Source organism: Agrococcus sp. KRD186 (assembly GCF_017168255.1).
Classification (GTDB): domain Bacteria; phylum Actinomycetota; class Actinomycetes; order Actinomycetales; family Microbacteriaceae; genus Agrococcus.
Map to the genome: position 1 here is coordinate 2,392,613 of NZ_JABFAP010000001.1, position 21,106 is coordinate 2,413,718.

Annotated in this window: 18 protein-coding genes and 2 tRNA genes; 8 read left to right on the forward strand and 12 right to left on the reverse strand. The window is 67.5% G+C overall.

Annotation, left to right across the window (positions count from 1 at the left end; genetic code table 11):
* Positions 1-54: 54 nt before the first annotated feature.
* The 12 genes from hsdR to dnaA form a co-directional block, all read right to left on the reverse strand.
* A complete protein-coding gene (gene hsdR / locus J1M46_RS11720; RefSeq protein WP_342384370.1) occupies positions 55-2,637 on the reverse strand; it encodes an EcoAI/FtnUII family type I restriction enzme subunit R in 2,583 nt (860 codons plus the stop codon).
* A tRNA-Ala gene (locus tag J1M46_RS11725) sits at positions 2,608-2,680 on the reverse strand. The genes hsdR and J1M46_RS11725 overlap by 30 nt, the downstream gene beginning before the upstream one ends.
* A gap of 30 nt (positions 2,681-2,710) precedes the next feature.
* Positions 2,711-2,787: transfer RNA gene (locus tag J1M46_RS11730), tRNA-Ile, on the reverse strand.
* A gap of 60 nt (positions 2,788-2,847) precedes the next feature.
* Positions 2,848-3,255: a DUF3566 domain-containing protein gene (locus J1M46_RS11735; RefSeq protein ID WP_206447963.1), complete on the reverse strand. Its 408-nt coding sequence runs from the start codon at positions 3,253-3,255 to the stop codon at positions 2,848-2,850.
* Positions 3,252-5,894 carry a DNA gyrase subunit A gene (gyrA, locus tag J1M46_RS11740; RefSeq protein ID WP_206447964.1) on the reverse strand — a complete coding sequence of 881 codons (2,643 nt, stop codon included), beginning with the start codon at positions 5,892-5,894 and terminating at the stop codon, positions 3,252-3,254. The genes J1M46_RS11735 and gyrA overlap by 4 nt, the downstream gene beginning before the upstream one ends.
* A 15-nt stretch (positions 5,895-5,909) precedes the next feature.
* The gene (gyrB, locus tag J1M46_RS11745; RefSeq protein WP_206448712.1) at positions 5,910-7,970 is read right to left on the reverse strand and encodes a DNA topoisomerase (ATP-hydrolyzing) subunit B; all 2,061 of its coding nucleotides are present in this window, start codon (positions 7,968-7,970) and stop codon (positions 5,910-5,912) included.
* Positions 7,971-8,241: 271 nt separating this feature from the next.
* A complete protein-coding gene (locus tag J1M46_RS11750; RefSeq protein ID WP_206447965.1) occupies positions 8,242-8,940 on the reverse strand; it encodes a FadR/GntR family transcriptional regulator in 699 nt (232 codons plus the stop codon).
* A gap of 82 nt (positions 8,941-9,022) precedes the next feature.
* Positions 9,023-9,517 carry a DUF721 domain-containing protein gene (locus tag J1M46_RS11755; RefSeq protein WP_206447966.1) on the reverse strand — a complete coding sequence of 165 codons (495 nt, stop codon included), beginning with the start codon at positions 9,515-9,517 and terminating at the stop codon, positions 9,023-9,025.
* Positions 9,510-10,640, reverse strand: coding sequence for a DNA replication/repair protein RecF (gene recF, locus J1M46_RS11760; RefSeq protein WP_206447967.1), 1,131 nt, complete (start codon positions 10,638-10,640; stop codon positions 9,510-9,512). Before recF ends, J1M46_RS11755 begins: the two co-directional genes overlap by 8 nt.
* Entirely contained in the window at positions 10,641-11,522 is an 882-nt protein-coding gene (gnd, locus tag J1M46_RS11765) for a phosphogluconate dehydrogenase (NAD(+)-dependent, decarboxylating) (RefSeq protein ID WP_206448713.1), read from the reverse strand.
* Between the two features lie 35 nt (positions 11,523-11,557).
* Positions 11,558-12,700 (reverse strand): DNA polymerase III subunit beta, encoded by a 1,143-nt coding sequence (gene dnaN / locus J1M46_RS11770; RefSeq protein ID WP_206447968.1) that lies wholly within the window; start codon positions 12,698-12,700, stop codon positions 11,558-11,560.
* 473 nt (positions 12,701-13,173) lie between these two features.
* Entirely contained in the window at positions 13,174-14,577 is a 1,404-nt protein-coding gene (gene dnaA, locus J1M46_RS11775; RefSeq protein WP_206447969.1) for a chromosomal replication initiator protein DnaA, read from the reverse strand.
* 335 nt (positions 14,578-14,912) lie between these two features.
* On the opposite strand from dnaA, the gene rpmH reads away from it, so the two are divergent.
* The 8 genes from rpmH (at position 14,913) to J1M46_RS11815 (ending at position 21,101) form a co-directional block, all read left to right on the forward strand.
* Positions 14,913-15,050, forward strand: a complete 138-nt coding sequence (gene rpmH, locus J1M46_RS11780; protein ID WP_092917217.1) for a 50S ribosomal protein L34 — start codon at positions 14,913-14,915, stop codon at positions 15,048-15,050.
* Positions 15,051-15,070: 20 nt separating this feature from the next.
* Complete coding sequence (gene rnpA, locus J1M46_RS11785) at positions 15,071-15,397, forward strand: ribonuclease P protein component (RefSeq protein ID WP_206447970.1); 327 nt, start codon at positions 15,071-15,073, stop codon at positions 15,395-15,397.
* The gene (gene yidD, locus J1M46_RS11790) at positions 15,394-15,681 is read left to right on the forward strand and encodes a membrane protein insertion efficiency factor YidD (RefSeq protein WP_206447971.1); all 288 of its coding nucleotides are present in this window, start codon (positions 15,394-15,396) and stop codon (positions 15,679-15,681) included. The genes rnpA and yidD overlap by 4 nt, the downstream gene beginning before the upstream one ends.
* Before the next feature lie 4 nt (positions 15,682-15,685).
* The gene (gene yidC / locus J1M46_RS11795; protein WP_206447972.1) at positions 15,686-16,648 is read left to right on the forward strand and encodes a membrane protein insertase YidC; all 963 of its coding nucleotides are present in this window, start codon (positions 15,686-15,688) and stop codon (positions 16,646-16,648) included.
* 5 nt (positions 16,649-16,653) lie between these two features.
* Positions 16,654-17,139, forward strand: coding sequence for a Jag family protein (locus tag J1M46_RS11800; protein WP_206447973.1), 486 nt, complete (start codon positions 16,654-16,656; stop codon positions 17,137-17,139).
* A 4-nt stretch (positions 17,140-17,143) separates the two neighbouring features.
* The gene (gene rsmG, locus J1M46_RS11805) at positions 17,144-17,794 is read left to right on the forward strand and encodes a 16S rRNA (guanine(527)-N(7))-methyltransferase RsmG (RefSeq protein ID WP_206447974.1); all 651 of its coding nucleotides are present in this window, start codon (positions 17,144-17,146) and stop codon (positions 17,792-17,794) included.
* 1,433 nt (positions 17,795-19,227) lie between these two features.
* On the forward strand, positions 19,228-20,061 hold the full coding sequence (locus J1M46_RS11810; RefSeq protein ID WP_206448714.1) for a ParA family protein: 834 nt from the start codon (positions 19,228-19,230) through the stop codon (positions 20,059-20,061).
* Positions 20,058-21,101 (forward strand): ParB/RepB/Spo0J family partition protein, encoded by a 1,044-nt coding sequence (locus tag J1M46_RS11815; protein ID WP_206447975.1) that lies wholly within the window; start codon positions 20,058-20,060, stop codon positions 21,099-21,101. Before J1M46_RS11810 ends, J1M46_RS11815 begins: the two co-directional genes overlap by 4 nt.
* Positions 21,102-21,106: the final 5 nt, after the last annotated feature.

The following is a 21,106-nucleotide window of genomic DNA, read 5'->3' on the forward strand; positions in this document are numbered from 1 at the left end:
CAACTCTTGTCATCAAAGTTTCCTTGATGTTCGTGCGTCCGATCATCACGAACATCAAACGAGTTTGGAATCGTCTGTGGAATCGTCGTAGAGCCATCGCTGCAGTTCCTCGAGCCAGCTTCTCATCGACGCAGGACCCCCGAAGGCCTCCGCGAGCTCGATCGGCGTGCCGCGTCGGGACAGCGGCGGCACGCGGAGCGCGGCCAGGGTGATCTCGCCCACCCCGCGCTCGGCATATCGATCAAGCAGTACGTCGATGACGGCTCGTGCGGCTTCGCTCATGATCGCGATGCGCTCGCCGTGAGCCTCGCGGACGCGATCGGCCCGCTCCTTGCGGGTGCGCGGCTCAAGATCCCAGGCGATTGCCACAAGGACGTCGAATGGATCGGCGTCCTGCAGATGCACATGCGTGGCGAGGACTTCGAGGTCGAGGCCCGCGAACTCCAGGCGCTCGAGCAGCTTCGCTCGCTCGGACGCGTCAGCCCACGCTTCCCGAAGTGCCGACGCTGTCGGGAAGAGCGCGAGCACGTGGTCACGCGCATAGGCACGGTACTCGGTGGTCGTCAGTCGGCCCGTCTGCGGATCGATGATCTGGAGCCGCTCACCGATGAGCTCGACCTGCTGGCCCTCGATGAGGAGGATCCTGATCGGCGGGGGGTCGTCGCCGTGCAGGCTTCCACCGCTCCCCATGCTGAACGGCGGCGGCGGCTCCTCGACTGTGAGCATCGCATCGGGTCCATCGATGGTGCCGACATGATCGTCGCCCTCGTGCTCGACCATCACAGTGCCGTCTGGACCCACTCGCTCCTGTCGCGGCGACAGCGGCGGACCATCGAATGCAGGGTCAGAGAACTTCACAGTCGCTCCGACATAGTCGACGACCTCGAAGTACTGCTTGCCCTTCGGCGGGTAGAGCCGTGTGCCGCGGCCGATGATCTGCTTGAACTCGACCATTGATCCCACCGGGCGGCAGAGGACGACGAACTCGAGGTCCTCCATGTCGACGCCTGTGCTGAGCAGCCGCATGGTGGTGGCGACCTGCGGTGAGTCGCGCGTCGGCTCCGTCATCGCTTCCAAGAACCGATCACGATCGGGTTCGGTGCCGACGATCCGTACCGCCCACTCAGGATCGCTGCGAGTCTTGTCGGGGTCGGCGTTGAGCAGCGCCTGCTTCATGTCGTAGGCGTGCTGACCGCTCACGCAGAAGACAGCGGCACGGGCGCGCGGATGCTCGCGCAAGAGACCGACCAGGTGCGCAGCCATCGCCGTCGTGCGGTCTGGCAACGAGATGCGTCGCTCGAAGTCTTTCGTCGTGTAGTGCCCCTCCGGTACCGGCATGCCGTGCGCGTCCCGTTGTCCGTCGACCGCGTGCCAACCGAACGCATCGATGTCGAGCACCACGCGACGCACCCGGAATGGCGCGAGGAACCCGTCCTCGATCCCCTGCCGCAGCGAATACTCGAACACCGGCTCACCGAAGTAGTCATAGGTGTCGATGTTGGTGTCGCGCTTCGGCGTCGCAGTGAGTCCGACCTGCACCGCCGCGTCGAAGTGCTCGAGGATGCCGCGCCATCGCGATGCGGCGGCAGCACTGCCTCGATGGCACTCGTCGACGATCACCAGAGAGAAGAAGTCCCGCGGCAGCGTCTCGAAGACACTCGGCGGCGTCGTCTCGGCCGATCCCTCGAGCGCAGCCTCACCGTCGATGCCCTGATAGGTGGCGAAGTAGAGGTCGCGGCGCGTACTCGCGGAGCGTTTGGAGAGCCGAGTGACGGCATCGTTGCCGAACGCCTCCACGAAGTCCTTCATCGGATCGGTCACCAGGATGTCACGATCGGCGAGATAGAGGACTCGGTAGGTCTGGCCGCCGTCAAGGCGCCGGCTCGCCTGCCGCAGCTTGTGCACGAGCTGCAGCGCGGTGAACGTCTTCCCCGTTCCGGTAGCCATGAGCAGGAGTGCACGCGACTGGCCAGCGTCGATCGCCTCGATCACTCGCTGGATCGCGACTCGCTGGTAGTAGCGCGGCTCCTTCACGTCGCGGCCGCCATGCGTGCGAAGTGAGCGCTGGTAGCCGATTCGCGACGTTGCGGCAGCCCGATCGCTGAGTCCTCGTGCAGATGCGAAGGCCTCCCAGACCGCGTCGGGCCCGAGGAACTCGGACACGGTGCTCTCGAGCCCCGTGTTGCGATCGTGCAGCAGGATCTCGCGCCCGTTGGATGCGAACGCGAAGGGTACGTCGAGACGTCGCGCGTAGTCGATCGCCTGGCCCATGCCGTCCGCTGCAGATCGGTACTGCCGCTTCGCCTCGATGACGGCGAGCGGGACGCCATCCACCTCGAGCACGAAATCTGCGATCCGCAGACGGCCCTTGGACTGCCTGACGGCGTGCTCCGAGTCTGGATTCTGGAGGCCGTACTGCTCCACGATCTGCTCGAGCGACCAACCGACCGCCTGGAGCGCCGGCAGGATCAGATCCCTGCACGTGTCAGATTCGGTCGGCCCTCCCCTCATGTTCGAGAGACTAACCGACCCCGGCATCGCCCCGAGGCCGGTCGCGGTCCGACCGGGCACGACGAAGCCCCCGCCGCGAGGGCGAGGGCTGTGAAGTGGAGCCTGGGAGAATCGAACTCCCGACATCCTGCTTGCAAAGCAGGCGCTCTACCAACTGAGCTAAGGCCCCTTGACGCTTGCGCGTCGTGGGAAGTGTACTTGGTGGGGCTACCTGGACTCGAACCAGGGACCTCTTCGTTATCAGCGAAGCGCTCTAACCGCCTGAGCTATAGCCCCGAGCACAAGCATCGACTCTACCACGCCGGACACCCGTGTCGGAACACGGGCCGAGCTGGGTCACTGGTTGGCGAAGCCCACCTGCAGCCCGCCCGTGACGCGCACGGAGAGGTTGTAGAGCACGGCGATGACCGCGCCCATCACGGTGATCACGACGAAGTTCAGCACCGCGACCAGCAGCGTGAACATCATCACCTGCGGCAGCGAGAGGATCGAGGCGATCGCGAACTCGGGATCGGCCAGGATGTCGCGCAGCACCTCGTCGATCTTGTCGAACAGGCCGACGACCTGCAGCAGCGTCCACATCACGAAGACGACGACGATCTGGATGATGCCGAGCACCAGTCCCAGGATCGCCGAGACCTTCATCGCCGACCAGAAGTCGACGTGCACCAGCCGCAGGCGCACCTGCTTGCTCGAGCCGCTGCGCCGAGGCGACTTGCTCTGCAGCTTCTCGGCAATGCTCATTCGTCGTTCTCCTCGGTGGGGTCGGCCGAGGCATCCGTCTCGTCCGTGGCGTCCACGATAGCGCCATCGACCTCAGCATCGGCATCGGCAGTGGTGGCGGATGCGTCGGGTGCCGCGGGCGCGTCGGCCTCGGCCGCGGCCTCCACGACCTCCTCCTCCACGTTGCGGGCGATCTGGATCACGAGATCCTTGTCGCTGCGCTCGGCGAACTGCACACCCATCGTCGTGCGACCGGTCGCGCGCACCTCGTCGACGTTCGAGCGGATGACCTTGCCGGAGGTGCGGATCAGCAGCAGCTCGTCGCCGTCCTGCACGATCGTCGCGCCCACCAGCGAGCCGCGGTCGTGCCCGCCGGAGGAGAACGTCAGCACGCCCTGCGTGCCGCGGCCCTTGGTCGGGTAGTCGGCGACGGCGGTCTTCTTGCCGAAGCCCTGCTCGGTGACGACGAACACGTAGCCCTGGTCGCCGATCACCATGGCGCCGAGCATCTCGTCGTCGTCCTTCAGGCGGATGCCGCGCACGCCGCCGGTGGCACGACCCATCGGGCGCAGCGCCTCATCAGTCGCCTGGAAGCGCGCAGCCCTGCCCTGCTTCGAGATCACCAGGATCTCGTCGTCGGAGTTCGCCAGCATGGCCGAGATGACGCGGTCGCCCTCCGACAGGTTGATGGCGATGATGCCGCCGGTGCGGTTGGTGTCGAACAGCTCGAGCCTCGACTTCTTCACCTGGCCCTGCTGCGTGGCCAGCACCAGGTACTCGGCCTGGTCGTAGCTGCGCAGCGTGAGCACCGTCTGCACCTGCTCGTCCGGCTGGAACGCCAGCAGGTTGGCGACGTGCTGGCCCTTCGCGTCGCGGCCGGCCTCGACGATCTCGTAGCCCTTCATGCGGTACACGCGGCCGAAGTTCGTGAAGAACAGCATCCAGTCGTGCGTGGAGTTGACGCTGAAGTGCTCGACGACGTCATCGCTGCGCAGCTGCGCGCCCTTCACGCCCTTGCCGCCGCGGTGCTGCGCGCGGTACTGGTCGATGCGGGTGCGCTTGATGTAGCCGCCGGTGGTGAGGCTGACGACCACCTGCTCCTCGGGGATGAGGTCCTCGATCGAGACGTCGCCGCCGTAGCCGTACATGATCTCGGTGCGGCGGTCGTCGCCGAACTTCGCGACCAGCTCGGTGAGCTCCTCGATGATGATCGTGCGCTGGCGCTCGGGGCTCGCGATGATGCTCTGGTAGTCGAGGATCTTCGCCTCGAGCTCGGTTGCCTCGTCCTGGATCTTCTGGCGCTCGAGCGCCGCCAGGCGCCGCAGCTGCATCTCGAGGATGGCCTCGGACTGCAGCTTGTCGATGTCGAGCAGCTCCATCAGGCCCTCGCGCGCGGCCTCCGTGGTCGACGAGCGGCGGATGAGCGCGATCACCTCGTCGAGCGCGTCGAGCGCCTTGAGGTAGCCGGTGAGGAGGTGCATCCGCTCCTGTGCCTTGGCGAGGCGGTGCTGCGTGCGGCGCACGATCACCTCGACCTGGTGGTCGGCCCAGTGCGTGATGAAGCCGTCGATCGGCAGCGTGCGCGGCACGCCGTCGACGATCGCGAGCATGTTGGCGCCGAAGTTCTCCTGCAGCTGCGTGTGCTTGTACAGGTTGTTCAGCACCACCTTCGCCACCGCATCCCGCTTGAGCGTGATGACGAGGCGCTGGCCGGTTCGGCCCGAGGTCTGATCCTCGATGTCGGCGATGCCCGCGAGCCGGCCGTCCTTCACGAGGTCGGCGATCTTGCGCGCCAGGTTGTCGGGGTTCACCTGGTACGGCAGCTCGGTGATCACGAGCGCCGTGCGGTTGTTCACCTCTTCGACCGTGACGACCGCGCGCATCGTGATCGAGCCGCGGCCCGTGCGGTAGGCCTCCTGGATGCCCTTGGTGCCCAGGATCTGCGCACCGGTGGGGAAGTCGGGACCCTTGATGCGCTCCATGAGCGCCTCCTGCAGATCCTCCCTCGACGCATCCGGGTGCTCGAGGTGCCAGATCGCGCCGGCGGCGACCTCGCGCAGGTTGTGGGGCGGGATGTTCGTGGCCATGCCGACGGCGATGCCGACCGAGCCGTTGACGAGCAGGTTCGGGAAGCGCGCCGGGAGCACCGAGGGCTCCTGCGTGCGCCCGTCGTAGTTGTCCTGGAAGTCGACGGTGTCCTCGTCGATGTCGCGCACCATCTCCATCGAGAGGGGCGCCATCTTCGTCTCGGTGTATCGCGGTGCGGCGGCCTCGTCGTCGCCGGCGGAGCCGAAGTTGCCCTGGCCGAGCGCGAGCGGGTAGCGCAGGCTCCACGGCTGCACGAGGCGCACGAGCGCGTCGTAGATGGCCGAGTCGCCGTGCGGGTGGAACTGGCCCATCACGTCGCCGACCACGCGCGAGCACTTCGAGTAGGCCTTGTCGGGGCGGTAGCCGCCGTCGTACATCGCGTAGAGCACGCGGCGGTGCACGGGCTTGAGCCCGTCGCGCACCTCGGGCAGCGCGCGGCCCACGATCACGCTCATCGCGTAGTCGAGGTAGGAGCGCTGCATCTCGAGCTGCAGGTCGACCTGCTCGATGGCGCCGTGGTTGGGGGCGTCGCGGTCGAAGGGCTCGGCGGCGGGAGTCGTCTCGTCAGTCATCGGTCTCTCTCAGCCTCAGATGTCCAGGAAGCGGACGTCGCGGGCGTTCTTCTGGATGAAGGTGCGGCGGGCCTCGACGTCCTCGCCCATCAGGGTCGCGAAGATCGCGTCGGCCACGGCGGCGTCGTCCAGGGTCACCTGCTTGAGCGTGCGGGTGGCGGGGTCCATGGTGGTCTCCCACAGCTCCGAGTAGTTCATCTCGCCCAGACCCTTGTAGCGCTGCACGCCGTTGTCCTTGGGGATGCGGCGGCCGGCGGCCTGGCCCGCGGCGAGCATCTCGTCGCGCTCCCGGTCGCTGTAGGCGTACTCGTGCTCGGCGTTCGTCCACTTGAGCTTGTAGAGCGGCGGCGCGGCGAGATAGACGTAGCCCATGTCGATCAGCGGCCGCATGTAGCGGAACAGCAGCGTCAGCAGCAGGGTCGTGATGTGCTGGCCGTCGACATCGGCATCGGCCATCAGCACGATCTTGTGGTACCTGGCCTTCTCGGGGTCGAAGTCCTCCCCCAGGCCGGCGCCGAAGGCGGTGATCATCGACTGGATCTCGGCGTTGCCGAGCGCGCGGTCGAGGCGCGCCTTCTCGACGTTCAGCACCTTGCCGCGCAGCGGCAGGATCGCCTGCGTGTAGGGGTTGCGGCCCTGCACGGCCGAGCCGCCGGCCGAGTTGCCCTCCACGATGAAGATCTCCGAGATGGTCGGATCCTTCGACTGGTTGTCCTTGAGCTTGCCGGGCATGCCGGCCGACTCGAGCAGGCCCTTGCGGCGGGTCTGCTCGCGCGCCTTGCGGGCGGCGATGCGGGCGGTCGCGGCGCCGATCGCCTTGCGCACGATCTCCTTCGCCATCACCGGGTTCGACTCGAACCAGTGGCCGAGCTCCTCGCCGGTGACCTTCTGCACGAACGACTTCGCCTCGGTGTTGCCGAGCTTCGTCTTCGTCTGGCCCTCGAACTGCGGCTCGCCCAGCTTCACCGAGACGATCGCGGTGAGGCCCTCGCGCACGTCGTCGCCGGAGAGGTTCTCGTCCTTCTCCTTCAGCAGGTTCGTGGTGCGCGCGTAGCGGTTCACGAGCGTGGTCAGCGCCGCCCGGAAGCCCTCCTCGTGCGTGCCGCCCTCGTGCGTGTTGATCGTGTTCGCGTAGGTGTAGACCGCCTCCTGGTAGGAGCTCGTCCACTGCATGGCGATCTCGACCGAGATGCGGCGCTCGGTGTCCTCCGACTCGAAGTCGATGATCTCCGGGTGCACCGGCTCCGTCTTCTTCGACTCGTTGAGGTAGGCGACGTAGTCCTTCAGGCCGTTCTCGTAGAGGTACTCGTCGGAGCGCTGCTGCGCCGCGGAGGTGTCGTCGCCCTGCGGCTCGAGCAGCGCCTCCGGTCGCAGATCCTCGATGGCGATGCGCAGCCCCTTGTTGAGGAACGCCATCTGCTGGAAGCGCTTGGCAAGCGTCTCGTAGTCGAACTCGACGGTCTCGAAGATGTCGGCGCTGGGCCAGAAGGTGATGATGGTGCCGGTCTCATCCGTCGCATCGCCCGTCACGAGCGGCGCCTCGGGCTCGCCGACCACGAACGACTGCCGGTGCACGTGGCCTTCGCGGCGGATCTCGACGTCCATGCGCGACGAGAGCGCGTTCACGACCGAGCTGCCGACGCCGTGCAGGCCGCCGGAGACGGCGTAGCCGCCACCGCCGAACTTGCCGCCGGCGTGCAGGACCGTGAGCACGACCTCGAGGGTCGACTTGCTCGGGTCGGAGGAGTGCGGGCTGACCGGGATGCCGCGGCCGTTGTCCTCGACGCGGACGCCGCCGTCGGCCAGCACCGTGATCTCGATGTTGTCGCAGTAGCCGGCGAGTGACTCGTCGACGGCGTTGTCGACGATCTCGTAGACGAGGTGGTGGAGGCCGCGTGGACCGGTGGAGCCGATGTACATGCCCGGGCGCTTGCGCACCGCCTCGAGGCCCTCGAGGATCTGGATCTGGTCGGCCCCGTAGTCGCCCTGCGTGGGCGTCGCGGCCTGCTTCGGCTGCGCCGCGACGACAGGCTCTGCTGCCGGGTCTCCGGGCTGTGCGTCGTGCTCGTTCACCATGGTTCTCCGCATCCGCCTTCCGCGCTGTCCGCGGGGACGGCGCAACCCTCCGATTCTACCCTGTTTCGCCCGGAAAGTCGGTCTCCACGCGCCTCTGCGGGCCGATCCGGCATCCCGACGGCAGGAAACCCTGCCACAGCGACGTTCTCGGGCGCAGGATGCCTCCACAGGCCTGTGCGGGGCGCTTCAGATTCGGTGAGGATCCCCTGGCGGAACCCGCATCGCGGCGGAAGCGGTGACGGCCTCCGTCAGGATCAGCGCTCCGCGGGCCTCACCTGTGCACGAGGGAGACGAGGTCGTCGCGGGTCTGCCGCATGTGGTGCGCCATCGCGTCGCGCGCGTCGGCACCGACGCCGGAGCGGATGGCGTCGAACACCCGGCGGTGCTCGGTCAGCGCGTGCTGGCGGATCTCGGGGACCGCACTGGTCTCGCCGCGCGTCTCCTCCATCATCGTGGTGAGCGGCAGGATCGCGGCGACCAGGATGCGGTTGTCGGCGGCGCGGATGATCGCGTCGTGGAACTCGAGGTCAGCGCCGACGAACGCCTCCACATCGCTCGCCTCATCGTGCACGGCCATGCGCTGCAGCGCATCCTCCAGCACCTCGAGGTCCTCGTCCGTGCGCCGCTCGGCGGCCAGTCGGGCGGCGCCGGTCTCGATCATCATGCGCACCTCGAGCAGCTCGAGCGAGGATCGCTGCCGCTGGCCGGCGCTCCGTGCGTGCCGCACCACCGCATCCATGCCCGTCCACGCCGCGACCGGCGCGATGCGGTGGCGGCTGCCGGGCACCTGCACGATGACGCCCTGCGCCTGCAGCAGGCGCACCGCCTCACGCATGGTGAGGCGCGAGACGCCGAACTCGATCGCGAGCTGCCCCTCGGGCGGCAGCTGCTCGCCGGCGGTCAGCGCGCCGGCGATGATCGCGTCGAGCAGCTGGTCGACGGCGTCCTGGGTGCGCGATGGCCTTGGCATGTCTCCTCCTCGAGGCAGTTGTCAGACAGCGTATCCAAGCACGGGGGCATCGCCGCTCAGGCGGTCCTGAGGATTGCTGCGCTCAGCCCCAGGTGTCGCGCGGTCCGCGGCCCGGCACCGAGCGACGGCCGCGGCTGAAGCTCGGCAGGTCGGGCCCGATGAAGCGCACCGAGGTGAGTCCGCACTCCGGGAAGCGCGCGAGGATGCGGGTGGTGGTCTCGGCGCGCAGGATGCGCATCTGCTGCGTCCAGGCGGTCGATGCGCAGCGCACCGTGAGCACGCCGTCCTCGAAGGAGACCGGCTCGGTGCGGTCGGCGTTCTCCTCCCCCACCAGCTCCGGCCAGTGGCCCATCACGTCGGCGCGCGCGAGCGTCGTCACCCAGCCGCGGTCCTCGGCGAAGGTGCCGAGCACGTCGCCGAGCGAGTGGGGGTCGCGCCCCTTGCCGAAGGGCACGGATGCGTCCGGGTCCCGGCGCGATCGTCGGCGCCCGTCGCGCGTGACCATCTCGGGATTGCCCATCTTGGCCTTCAGCCGCAGCCAGACGCGCTCGGGCTCGGTGGGTGCCAGTTCACGCATCCTCCACCACCTGCCCATCATTGACGACCTCCCCAGCATTGACGACCTGCCCGGCGTCGATGCGGATGCGATGGTCGCGCAGCACCTCGGGCACATCGCCCTCGACCGCCGCGGTGATGAGCACCTGCTCGAAGCTGCCTGCCGCCTCAGCAAGTCGCTGCCGGCGGCCCGCGTCGAGCTCGGCGAACACGTCGTCCAGGATCATCACCGGGTCGCCGCCGGAGCCGTCGCGCAGCAGCTCGGCGGAGGCGAGCCGCAGCGCGAGCGCGAACGACCACGACTCGCCGTGGCTGGCGTAGTGGCGCGCGAGCAGGTCGTTGAGGTGCAGCTCGAGATCGTCGCGGTGCGGGCCGACGAGGCTGACGCCGCGGTCGAGCTCGTCCCGCCGCCGCTGCGCCAGCAGCGCGCTGAACTCCTCGGCCGTGTCCGGCACGTTCGTGACCAGCTCGATGCGCGCCTCGTGCTCGTCGCCGGCGACCAGCCGGTAGGCGGCGTCGACGTGCGGCATCAGCTCGGCGACCAGCGCCCTGCGGGTGCGCAGCACCTCGAGCCCGAGCTCGATCAGGCGGCCGTCCCAGACCTCGAGCGTCGTCATGTCGTCGGGGCGCATGCGCGCGGCGCGGGCGCTCTTCAGCAGCGAGTTGCGCTGCTTCAGCACCCGGTCGAGATCGCTATGCACCCCGGCGAGCCGCGGCGCGCGCATGACCGCGAGCTCGTCCAGGAAGCGCCGCCGGCCGCCAGGCTCGGCACGCACCAGCTGCAGGTCCTCGGGGCTGAAGAGCACCGCCTGCAGGTAGCGGGGCAGATCGCGGATGCGCACGTTCTGGCCGTTCGCCTGCGCGCGGTTCGCGCCCCGCAGGTTCAGCTCCACGTCGAGCTGGAACGAGCGCTCGTCGTTCGTGACGGTGGCCCGCACGATCGCACGTGCCTCACCCGCCCGGATGAGCGCGACATCCGTCGGCACCCGATGGCTCGAGCCGGTGGCGATCCAGACAAGCGACTCGACCATGTTGGTCTTGCCCTGGCCGTTGCGCCCGACGAGCAGGTTGGCGCCGGGCGCGAACTCGACATCCGCGCTGCGATAGTTGCGGAAGTCGGTCAGCGTCAGCCGACTGACGCGCACCTATGCCTTCTTGACCGAGTGACCGCCGAACTGGTTGCGCAGCGCGGCGACCGCCTTCATGGCGCTGCTGTCGTCCTGACGCGACTCGAAGCGAGCGAAGAGCGAGGCTGAGATGGCGGGCATCGGCACCGCGTTCGCGATCGCCTCCTCCACCGTCCAGCGGCCCTCGCCCGAGTCGTCGACGTATCCCTCGATCTCTGACAGGTCGTCGTCCTCGTCGAGCGCGCGCACCATCAGGTCGAGGAGCCAGGACCGCACGACGGTGCCGCGCTGCCAGGCCTTGAAGCTGCCCGCGACATCGTGCACGAGGTCCTTCTTCTCGAGCAGCTCGAAGCCCTCGGCGTAGGCCTGCATGAGGCCGTACTCGATGCCGTTGTGCACCATCTTCACGTAGTGGCCGGCGCCGACGGGGCCGGCGTGCACGAAGCCCTCCTCGCGAGGTCCCTCGGGCCGCAGCGCGTCGAAGACCGGCATCAGCTCGGCGATGTCGGCCGTGTCGCCGCCGACCATCAGGCCGTAGCCGTTGTCGAGGCCCCAGATGCCGCCGGAGACGCCGGCGTCGACGAAGCGGATGCCGCGCTCGGCGAGGTCGGCGGCGTGCCGCTCGTCCTCGGTGAAGCGCGAGTTGCCGCCGTCGATGACCAGATCGCCCTCGGAGAGCTTGTCGCCGAGCTCGGTGACCACCGCATCCGTGATCTCGCCCGCCGGCACCATCGCCCACACCACGCGCGGGGTCGGCAGCGCCGCGATCAGCTCGTCGACGGTCGCGACGTCGGAGACCTCGGGGTTGGTGTCGTAGCCGGTGACGGTGAGCCCTGCGTTCTCGAGCCGAGTGCGCATGTTGCCGCCCATCCGGCCGAGCCCGATCAATCCGATGTGCATCGTCATGGTGCTCCCTCGTCTCGCAGCTGAGTGGATCAGCGCAGCAGCAGGTTGGGCTGCAGCAGGTACTTGAAGTCGGTGGCCTCCGCATCGTCGCGCGAGGTCTGCCCGCGGATGAGCATGGGGCCGGGCTTGTTCGTGTTCTCCGAGTGCGTGAACGAGACGCGCACGAACTCCGAGTGCGTCGCCTGGATGCCGTCGATGAGCAGCTGCGGCTTGATCGAGAGCACGATGTCGTCACCCTCGAGCACCGCGTCGATGATCTCGCTCGCCTGCGCCTGCTCGGAGCCGATCGCCTCGAGCTGCGCCTGGCCCTCGCTGAAGGTGTAGCGGATGGCGGCCTCTGCGTCGAGCACCAGCTGCACGCGGCGGGTGGCGTCGACGAGCTCGGCGGTGTTCACGACCGCGTGGTGCTCGCTCGACTCGGGGAAGAGCCGGCGCACCGGCGGGTAGTTGCCCTTGATGAGCAGGCTCGTGACCGTGCGATCGGCGGTGGAGAAGGCGATCTGCTGCCGCTCCCCCGCCTCACTCATCGTGATCTCGATGCGCTCGGAGCCGCCGAAGGTGCGACCGACCTCCATCAGCGTGCGCGCCGGCACCAGCGAGGTGACCGCGTCGGTGTGCTCGCCGGCGTCCCACTGCACGCTGCGCACCGACACCCGGTAGCGGTCGGTGGCGATGAGCGTGAGCGTCGTGTCGGAGGCCTCGAGCTGCACGCCGGTGATGACGGGCGTGACATCCTCGCGCGATGCCGCGATGGCGACCTGCCCGATCGCCTCGGCGAAGGCCTTGCCCTCGACGACGCCGGTGCGGCCCTCGACGGTCGGCACCGTCGGGTACTCCTCGAGCGGCATCTTCGCGAGCGAGAAGTTCGCATTGCCGCAGCGGATCGACACCTTCGTGCCGTCGTCCTCGACCCGCACCTCGCGCTGCGGCAGCTTCGCCGCGATGTCGCTCATCATCTTTCCTGAGACCAGCACGACGCCCTCGGCACCGACATCGGCCTGCACCGAGGTGCGCGCCGACGACTCGAAGTCGAAGGACGAGAACACCACGCCGTCGGGGGTGGCCTCGATGCGCACACCGCTGAGGATGGGCATCGTGGGCCGTTGCGGCAGCAGCTTGACGGCGAACGACACAGCATCGCTGAAGACATCGCGGTTGATGACGAACTTCACGGGGCTCCCTCGTTCAAGCAGATCCTTCGCCGCTCGTGGCGTCGCAGGACGGTGCCGCGCCGAACAGCGTGCACGGCGGTGTCGATTCTGGCACAGCCTCGCCGTTCGCCGCCCGGGGTCCCGTCCACCGGCCGAGCCACATGGTTGGTGACTCGCCGAATCCTCTGCTCACGAAACCTGTCATTCATAACCGCTGTGCAACCTGTGGACGACGCAGCTGGTCGCGGGTCGGGTCATGGGAACTACAACGGTGGAAGATGTTGAGCCGCTGTTGACGATCTCGCCGGGTCCGTGGACGACGACGGATGCGTCCTACGGTGCCGCTCACAGGTCCCGATGCGTTCTCCACAGGTCCGCTCGCTTCTCCACAGGTCGAACCACATGAACTGCACGTTGAGACTTCTGTCGTCAGGTCGGTCGATCTCTGGCGCGCCGAAGGTGCACGGTCGCTGGGACCGTGCACGGAAGCAGGCTCAGGCCCGTGAGCGGATGCGAGCGGTGAGCTCGGTGACCTGCGTGTAGACCGAGCGGCGCTCCTGCATGAGCTTCTCGATCTTCTTGTTCGCGTACATCACGGTGGTGTGGTCGCGGTTGCCGAACAGCTGGCCGATCTTCGGCAGCGACATGCTCGTCATCTCGCGGCACAGGTACATGGCGATCTGGCGTGCCAGCGCGATCGTCTGCGACCGGGACGAGCCGTGCAGGTCGTCGACCGTGAGCTTGAAGTAGTTCGCGGTGTGGCTGATGATGTCGCTCGGCGAGACCGGTGCCTCCTCATCGAAGGAGAAGAGGTCCTTCAGCACCGTCTGCGCCAGCTCCATCGTGACCGGCAGCCGGTTGAGGCTGGCGAATGCAGTGACGCGGATCAGCGTGCCCTCGAGCTCGCGAATGTTCGACTGCACCTTGTCGGCGATGACCGAGAGCACCTCGGCGGGGATCTGGATGCGCTCCGCCTCCGCCTTCTTCCGAAGGATGGCGATGCGGGTCTCGACGTCGGGCACCGTCACGTCGGTGATCAGTCCCCACTCGAAGCGGCTCACCATCCGCTGCTCGAAGCCCTGCAGGTGCTTCGGGGCCACGTCGGAGGTGATCACCACCTGCTTGTTGTGGTCGTGGAGCGTGTTGAAGGTGTGGAAGAACGCCTCCTGCGTCGACTCCTTGCCGCGCAGGAACTGGATGTCGTCGATGAGCAGCACGTCCACCTCGCGGTAGCGCTGCTGGAACGACTGGTTCAGATTGTTGGCGATCGAGTTGATGAAGTCGTTCGTGAACTCTTCGCTCGAGACGTAGCGCACGCGGATGCCCGGGTACATGCCCTCGGCGTAGTGACCGATCGCGTGCAGCAGGTGCGTCTTGCCGAGGCCCGAGTCGCCGTAGATGAACAGCGGGTTGTATGCCTTGGCCGGCGTCTCGGCGACGGCGAGCGCCGCCGCGTGCGCGAAGCGGTTCGAGCCGCCGATGACGAAGTTGTCGAACGTGTACTTGGGGTTGAGCCGCGAGTCGACACGCCGCTGGCTGGTCTCGCCCGCGTCTCGCTCGTAGCTGACGACCGGGGCCACCACCGGCTCCGAAGCAGGATCGTCGATGAGGTCCGGCAGCGGCTCCTCGCGCTCGAGATCAAGGTTCACGACGATCTTGAACTGCCCGATCTCCACAGCGTTCTCCACAAGCGCTTCCGTGACCGGGAGTCGCAGGCGCTGCTCGAGCATGTCCCGGGTCAGATCGTTGGGCACGTCGAGGTAGAGCACCGATCCCATCACGCCCTGCGGCTCGACGAGGTCGAGAAAACCGCGCAACGACGGGGGAATTCGGCTGTCCTGCTCGAGGGTCGCCAGGACGTTGGACCAGAGCTGTCCGGTGCGTTCGTCCGGGGCCATCGGATGCGGTTTCCTCTCCGCGACAGTCGTTTGACGGGGTGATGTCCACACCATTATCCACAGGTTCTATGGAAGAGAGGTCCGCCCTCGAGGGTGCGCCCTTGCACCTGTCGCGGCGCGGATTCATAGAGTCTGCACGCATAGTGCATCCGGTGCAAGTCCCTGCTGCACCCACTCGGCGTGGCGCGAATCACAGCCCGCTGCCGTTGACCCTCGCGGCCGGTTCGCGTATGGTTGTCAGGTTGCCGCGCCCGCAGTGCGGCACATCGTCGAGCCCGTCGGCTCGCCACCATGACTTGCGGCGCGGACCAGCGCCGGACCACGGGAGAGACACCATGAGCAAGCGCACGTTCCAGCCGAACAACCGCCGTCGCAGCAAGAAGCACGGCTTCCGCCTCCGCATGCGCACGCGTGCCGGTCGCTCGATCCTCGCGGCACGCCGCCGCAAGGGCCGCAGCGAGCTCTCGGCTTGAGCTGACCGGCTCAGCCACGAGTGCTCGCGAAGGCGAACCGGATCGTGCGCGGCGCTGACTTCCGTCGCATCGTGCGCTCCGGTCGGCGCGCGGGCGGCGAGCTCGCGATCGTGCACCGCGCGGAACCCGAAGCGGCAGTGGCCCGCTTCGGGTTCATCGTGTCCAAACAGGTGGGCAACGCGGTGATCCGCAACCGGGTTCGTCGGCGGCTCAGCGAGATCGTCCGGGCGGAGCTCGGCGCGATCGACACCGCCGACATCGTGGTCCGGGCGCTGCCTGCGGCGGCCACTGCTGATTTCGCTACACTCAAGGCTGGCATCGTGCCGCTGATGGTGCGTCGGTCATGAAGCTCATGCTGATTCCGCGCAACATCTGCGTCGCGATCCTGGTCGCCTACCGAGCAGTGATCTCACCGCTCTATGGCGACGTCTGCCGCTACTACCCCAGCTGCTCCCGGTACGCCATGGAGGCGATCCAGCAGCACGGAGTGGTGCGCGGCATCTGGTTCGGAACCAGGCGCATCCTCCGCTGCCACCCGTGGGCAGCCGGCGGAGTGGACGACATCCCAGAGCCGCGACAGCGGTTCGAGACAACTCGGGCGGGGTTCGTGCTCGCCCGCAAGGAGCAGTGACAGCTTGGACATCTTCGCCCTGCTGATGTGGCCCATCAAGTGGGTCATCGAGGCGATCCTCGTCGGATTCCACACGCTGTGGACCGCGATCGGCTTCAGTGACGGCTCCGGCTTGACCTGGGTGCTGTCGATCGTCGGGCTCGTGCTGGTCATCCGCAGCGCGATGATCCCCCTGACCGTGCGCCAGATCCTGTCGTCGCGCAAGTCCCTCGAGGTGCAGCCCGAGATCCAGCGCATCCAGAAGAAGTACAAGGGCAAGAAGGATCAGTTCTCGCGCGAGGCGATGCAGCGCGAGACGATGGAGGCGTACAAGAAGGCGGGCACGAACCCCTTTGCGTCCTGCCTGCCCTTGCTGGTGCAGATGCCGATCTTCCTCGGGCTGGTGCAGGTGCTCACCGACGCCAACCAGCAGAAGCCGGGCGTAGGCCTGCTGACGCTCGAGCTGGCGACGCTCTTCAGCGAGTCGACGCTCTTCGGCGTCGTGCCGCTGCACATGACGATGCAGGCCGGCTTCGAGCAGGGCAGCATCCCGGTCATCATCACCGCGATCGTGCTGACGCTCATCATGGTCGCCACGCAGTTCTACACGCAGCTGCAGATCATGTCGAAGAACCAGACGCCGGCGATGAAGGAATCGCCGATGTACAAGCAGCAGCGCATCCTGCTCTACATCATCCCGGTGTTCCTGCTCGTCTCCGCCTGGCTCTTCCCACTCGGCACCATGTTCTACTGGCTGGTCTCGAACATCTTCACCGCTGTGCAGCAGCTCATCATCATCAACAGCCTCCCTACGCCTGGCTCCGAGGCCGCCTTGGCTCGCGAGGCACGCATGGCCCGCAAGCGGCAGCGCATGGGGCTGCCGGCCGTCGAGGGTGCCGACGACGAGGCTGCGACGCAAGCGGAGATCGAGACCAAGACCCAGCGGCAGCAGCCGCGGTCCAAGAAGCCCAAGTCTGAGCGAGAGTGAGCAGCATGACCGAGCAGACAGCGCCCGTGCAGGATGAGCAGTCAGGCGCCGATGACGGCGACATCGCCGCTGACTACATCGAGGGGCTCCTCGACATCGCCGACCTGGATGGCGACATCGAGATCGAGCAGACGGATGCGCGCACCACGATCGTGGTCGGCGAGGCCGGAGATGACCTCGGTGGGCTCTCGGAGCCTCAGGTGGTCGCTGCGCTGCAGGAGCTCGCGCGTCTTGCCGTGCAGCAGCAGACCGGCGAGTTCTCCCGTCTGGTGCTGGATGTCGCAGGCTCGCGCGACGCGCGCGCGGAGGAGCTGCAGGCGATCGTCGACCGCGCCGCCGAGTCGATCGGATCCGGGGCCGCGAGCGTCCCCCTCGAGCCGATGTCGTCGTACGAGCGCAAGTTGGTGCACGATCTGATCCGCGAGCGTGGTCTGAGCAGTGAATCCGAGGGTGAGGCGAAGGACCGCCACATCGTCGTGCTGCCGGCTTGATTCGATGACGGATCCCGCTCCCCCGGCACTCGAGATCGAGCCTCCGGCGGCTGTCGAGCTGTTCGGCCAGCGGATCGAGCTCGCGCGCTCGTTCGTCGCCTCGCTCGCCGAGCACGGTGAGACACTGGGGCTCATCGGCCCGCGAGAGTGGCCGCAACTGTGGAGTCGACACATTCTCAATTCTGTGTTGCTCGCTCCCCTGCTCGCTGGTCGTGTCGGTGACGTCGGATCCGGGGCAGGCCTGCCCGGTCTTGTCCTGGCGATCGCCCGGCCCGACGTGGAGTTCACGCTGATCGAGCCGATGGAGCGACGCACGCAGTGGTTGCAGTCGGAGGTGGACCGCATGGGGCTGGCGAACGTCGCCGTCCTGCGCGCGCGCGCCGAGGATCTGCCCGGCTCGGGTGCGTTGCGCCCGCTCGATCAGGTCACCGCGCGTGCGGTCTCCGCGCTTCGCACACTCATCCCGCTGACCGCTCCCCTGGTGCGCAGCGGTGGACAGTTGGTGCTCATGAAGGGTGCGCGCGCCGAGGATGAGCTGGCTGCCGCGCAGAAGGTGATCCGCAAGCATCGCCTGCAGGACGTTGAAGTCCTGGAGCTCGGCGCGGAGCACGGCGTCGAGACGACTCGCGTCGTCAGGGCAGTCGTCGACCCGTAGATCGCCGGCGGCATGACTGCGTTGTGAGCTGCGAGCTCGGCCTCGGCGACTGTTGCGTCGATGGTGGTGTTTCACGTGGAACATCCGCGGCACAGGTCGCGCTATCTGCTTCGTTCCGTGCCCAGCCCTAGGTTGTCCGCGTGTACGTTGCGATCTGCCGTGCCGCCTGGTCGAGCGGAGGCTAGAGCGTCTGCTCCGCGTCTGTTCCGGTGACGTTTCACGTGAAACAGTGCATGCAACGTCGTGCTGCCCGCTGGACCACAGCAGTATCGCGGGACCACAGCCCGCGAAACTGCCCTCTACGGCGCCTGCCTCTAGCCAGTCCCAGTCTGTCTCGGTCGGGGATTGAGCCCGGCGCGCCGCACAACTACTCTCGCGCCGCAGATCTGGTCCTTGGCTGCGACACGGTTCTTCAGCAGTACCTCGCAGATGGTGGACTCGTACTCGACAAGTCTGCGCACCAGTGTGTGCGCTGTTCGTCGTACGCGATGCACGCGGGAGTTCGGATCGACTCTGCACCACCTGCACGCTGTGTGGCGGCGTCGAACGTCCCCGGTGGTTCGTATGGCAGCCGGTAGTGTTTCACGTGAAACATCTCAGCGCGACAACGGGCAGTGGCCGGTCACGCGCGCGCTGGCCTCCTGCTGGCTCGCGCCGTGCCTGGATTCCCCTGCACCCCGCGGCAGCAACTCAGCTACTCCGCGCATGACGCAACGATCGGCCCGCCCTCTGATCACATCTGTTCGTCGACACAGCGCAGCCTGCAGTCTCCATCCAGGGCGCGGGCGCCTCGTACCTGAACCGTCGCGGACGACAGCAGCGGGCCCACACCCGGTGCGTGGCGTTTCACGTGAAACATGTCGCCATTCGATTGCGCCGTCACGGGTGTGCGGGCAACGGGCGCGTCGCGCTCGCAGCTTGAGGGGAATGCTCCGAGGCCAGCTCCATTCGTCGCGCTTTGCTCGAGTTGCACGCGATCGACTGCAACGGTCGACCGCTAGCTCGCGTTTGAGAAGCGTTGCGGCGCATACGGGCTCGTCCCGGCCCTGTGGACAACTGTGGATAACTGTCGCAATGCACTGCGCTCGTGTGGCATGCGCTGCCGGTGCGGTGCGCTGAACTTCCGCGGAAACACGCGGGCAATTCGATGATCGTGCGACAGTCAGGCTCGAGTTGAACTACGGGGACGCATAACACCGTTCTCCACAGGCCTGTGGAGAACTCTCGACATTGTGCATTGCTCGTGTTGGAGCAGATCGGTTGCCGCGTGGACTTTGCGATTGGCCCGCGGCGGGCCAGACTAGGAGATCATCACCTTCACTGGACGTCCTGACTGCGCGCGCATCGATGTTCCACGTGAAACATCGACGAGAAGGGCACGCGTGACCACGGGAAAGTTCGACACGACTCCGATCGCACGCGAGCTGGCGGCGATGGCCCGCCGGCGCCACGCACTGTCTGCACAGGAACTGCCTCTGCCGGCGCGCACGCGGATCCTCACGGTGGTGAATCAGAAGGGCGGCGTGGGGAAGACCACCAGCGCCGTGAACCTCGCTGCCGCGCTCGCCCAGGGTGGCGCACGAGTGCTGGTGCTCGACCTCGATCCCCAGGGCAACGCATCCACCGCACTGGGCATCGACCACCACGCTGACGTGATCAGCACGTACGACGTGCTCATCGACGGCGAACCGCTGTCCACCGCGATCGCGATCAGCCCCCAGAACAAGCTGCTCCAGGTCGTCCCGTCGACCATCCATCTGGCCGGCGCCGATCTCGAGCTCGCCGGCATGGAGCGCCGTGAGCACCGGTTGCGGGAGGCGCTCGACGCGCACCTCTCGTCGCTCGACGAGCCCCCGCACTATGTCTTCATCGACTGCCCGCCGTCGCTCGGGCTGCTCACCATCAACGCGTTCACCGCCGCGACCGAAGTGCTGCTGCCCATCCAGTGCGAGTACTACGCCCTCGAGGGCGTCTCGCAGCTGCTCGACACCATCAGCCGCATCCAGGCGCACCTGAATCCGAAGCTGATCGTCAGCACGGTGCTGCTGACGATGTTCGACGGCCGCACGCTGCTCTCGCGTCAGGTCGTCGACGAGGTGCGCGCGCATTTCCCGGACCAGACGCTGGAGGCGGTCATCCCGCGCTCCGTCCGCGTCTCTGAAGCACCCGGCTACGGCCAGACGGTGATCGCCTACGACCCCAATTCCCCGGGAGCGCTCTCATACCGAGAGGCCGCCGCGGAGATCGCACGCAGAGGAACGGCATGAGCAAGAAGGCAGGACTCGGGCGCGGCATCGGCGCACTGATCCCCACAGGACCGGCACCGACGGCGGAAGCCGCACCCGACGCACCCAGCGAGGCGGCCGGGGAGACCGCTGCACCGGCGCGACGGCGCCGCCCGGCGAAGCCCGGCACTCGTCCGGTCGATGTGTTCTTCTCCGGCGAGGACGACAGCCACGAGCTGCTCGAGGTCCCGGGAGCGACGCTGGTCGCGGTCGCACCCGGCGCGATCCGACCGAACGCCAGCCAGCCCAGAACGGTCTTCGACGAGGATGACCTGAGCGAGCTCGAGCACTCCATCCGCCAGTTCGGTGTGCTGCAGCCGATCGTCGTGCGCCCCGCCGCAGTCGGCGACGACGGCACGCAGTACGAGCTGATCATGGGGGAGCGGCGCTGGCGCGCGAGCCAGCGCGCCGGGCTCGAGACCATTCCCGCGATCGTCAAGGACACCCCAGACGACGCGATGCTGCGCGATGCGCTGCTCGAGAACCTGCATCGGGCGCAGCTGAACCCCCTGGAAGAGGCCTCTGCGTACCAGCAGCTGATGGAGGACTTCGCCATCACGCAGGACGAGCTCTCGAAGCGCATCGGACGCAGTCGCCCGCAGATCTCGAACACGATCCGGCTGCTGAAGCTGCCGCAGACGGTGCAGACGCGCGTGGCGAGCGGCGTGCTCTCCGCCGGTCACGCCCGCGCGATCCTCTCGCTCAGCAGCACCGATGCGCAGGAGCAGCTCGCCACGAAGATCATCAACGAGGATCTCTCAGTACGCGCGGCGGAGGCCGCTGCCGGGCTGATCCAGACGCGCACGCCCCGCAAGGCCCCCACGAAGGGCGCCGTGCAGCACGGGCTGGACGAGATCGCCACGCGCCTGGAGGACCGCCTCGACACGCGCGTGCGCGTCTCGCTCGGACGCTCGAAGGGGCAGCTCACGATCGACTTCGCCACCGTCGCCGACCTCAACCGCATCCTCGGTGAGCTGGGGGAGCAGGGCTTCAGCGGCGGCGCCCAGTCGAGCACCGACTGACGCAG